This window comes from Rhizobium sp. P1_E1, assembly GCF_056406015.1.
Genome location: NZ_JBFUAY010000410.1, coordinates 1 through 2,326, shown reverse-complemented (window position 1 = coordinate 2,326; position 2,326 = coordinate 1). Strand labels below are relative to the sequence as shown.

Below are 2,326 nucleotides of genomic sequence, written 5' to 3'. Positions count from 1 at the left end.
TGCCGAGGCGGTCGGCGACGAACAGTAGAAAGGAAACGCTGCCGCTTTCCCTAACCGCGCTCACCAGCAGCTCGGCGCCGAGATGGACAGCGGAGATCGCCTCGACCACGTTGGCGCGGCTGTAGGGAACGCCTGTGCGGACCGGCAGGTCCCTGCCGAGCCGCACGGCGATCTCGGTTTCGAATTTCAGGCCCGGATACCAGGGAATGTCAGCGCCGGAGACGGCTTCGGCATAGGGATGCAGCGGAGCGGTGACCGCCTGGCCCTGCGGCGAGACCGTCACCTTCCAGGCGTTGCTGGCAATACCGTCTGTCGCCGCGAGCAAATTCTGCGCCTCCATCGCCTGATGGAAATCGCCTGGCAGCGGGAAACTGTCCGTTGCCTCCTGTCTGCCGGCTTCGCGCAGGCCGTGAAGCCTGGCTGCAACCGTGCGCGGATCGAATGTCTCTGTCATGCTATCTCCTCGACCTGATTTTCGAGGTGCCACACTAGAGCATGATGCCGAAAAGTGTGAGCGGTTTTCGGACGACATCATGCTCTAACTATATAATGTAGAACAGGATTCAGATTTTAGGCCGACCCGGCCTAAAATCATCCTGTTCTAGCGAGAAGGCAGGGACGAACAAGGCCGCTTTTGGAAAGACTCCTATTCCATCGCCGCGTACCAGCGGGTGCGATAGGCGGCCAGCCCCGGGATATYAGTCGGCGGAACATGCGTCTCGGCACCCGACACCGGCCGGATCCCGGTGAGAAGAGCGGCCCCCTGGCTGGTGCCGGTTGTGCCAGGAAGGGCCATGACCTCGCGGCCGGTTAGGGCGGCCAGCAGCGTGAGATAGGTCCCATTCAGGGCAAATGGGCCTTCGACGATAACAGGGCCTTTGGCGCCGATCAGTCCGAGGCAGGCATCGGTCATCAAGGCGAGATATAGGCAGGCAGCGGCAGAGCGCTCCTCGCGGCTTGCCTCTTCAGCACCGATCCAGCGGCTTACCTTTCCGGGAAAAGGCCCGGAACCCGGCGCGATATTCGGCAGGAGCATCATGCCTTTGTCGATGACCGGGCCGATTGCCGCCTCGACGGCTTTTTCGTCGATAGGGCCGATCTCGGCAGAAAGAATTTCGAATTCCCGCCCGCCCATGAAACGCGAGGAGGGGACGGCCCGGCCATAGGCATCGACATTGGCGAGCGCATCGCGTTTCGGGTCGAGATGATCGAGATCGCCGCCGACGCCGAAATTGATGACCCATGTGCCGGTGGAGACGACCGCAAAGGGCGCTTCGCGACGCACCAGATGCGGCAGCAGCGAGGCATTGGAATCGTGAATGCCGCAATAGACCGGCACGGGTGCGGTAAGGCCGAGCTCTGCGGCGATGTCGGGAAGAACCGGGCCAAGCGCATCGAAGGCGGATCGGATCGGCGCCATGAGGTCGCGAATGCCAAGCCTGTCGACGAGCGAGGAATAGCTGCCGGCCCTCGGGTTCCAGAGGTCGGTATGACAGCCGAGCGAGGTCAGCTCATTGGCGGCAACACCCGTCAGCCGCGCCGTCCAATATTGCGCATAGGTGAGGATGGTCGCAACCTCGGCGAATTCCTCGGGAAAGGCGGTCTTCTGGTAGTGCAGCTGCGCGCCGACGTTGAGGCCCATCGCGAGGTGCGGCGAGAAGGTTTCGTCGAAGGAGGGGCGCAGCCGCGTATAGGCGTCGCGGATTTCCTGCGGATATTCATGTTCATAGTCGATGACAGGCATGGCAAGCGTGCCGTCCCGGGCAAGGAGTGCTGCGGAGGCGCCATGGGTGGTGATCGAAATGGCGTCGAAGCCGGGCTCGCGCTCAAGGCTTTTCAGCGCATCGAGCGCAAAGGACCAGAGAGCCTCTACGTCGTAATGCGGATAGAGACCGGTTTTGATCGCGATATTCGGCCGTTTCAGGACGGCGACCTCGGCGCCCGTCTCGCTGTCGAGCACGACCACCTTGGCATTGGTCTTGCCGATGTCGAGGACGGCGATGCGGCGATAAGAGGTGGCGTTCATGGCATATGGAAGACGGTGACCAGGTCGCTCTGGACCGGCGAATTATCGGGATTGGTCGCCATGATATCAGCCATGTGCGCCCACCATTTTTTCATGACCGGATGGTCCGGCAGGCTTGCCATCGTATGGTCGGCGGGCCGCGTCAACACGCCGAACAGCGTGTTGGTCTCGCGGTCGAGATGGATGGAATAGTCGCTGGCGCCTGACTTGTGCAGGAGATCGACCAGTTCCGGCCAGATCTCGTCATGCCGCTTGCGGTATTCGGCTTCCATGCCCGGATTGAGCTGCATTTTGAAGGCG

General features: G+C 61.8%; 2 protein-coding genes and 1 pseudogene. All 3 read right to left on the bottom strand.

The window, feature by feature from the left end:
- A pseudogene (locus tag AC1D1Z_RS36435) lies at positions 1 to 454 on the bottom strand (2-keto-4-pentenoate hydratase); the annotation flags it as partial.
- 192 nt (positions 455 to 646) lie between these two features.
- Positions 647 to 2,026, bottom strand: coding sequence for an FGGY-family carbohydrate kinase (locus AC1D1Z_RS36430; protein WP_477853674.1), 1,380 nt, complete (start codon positions 2,024 to 2,026; stop codon positions 647 to 649).
- On the bottom strand, positions 2,023 to 2,326 hold a 304-nt coding region (rhaM, locus tag AC1D1Z_RS36425), incomplete at its 5' end, for an L-rhamnose mutarotase (protein WP_477853672.1). The genes AC1D1Z_RS36430 and rhaM, both read right to left, overlap by 4 nt.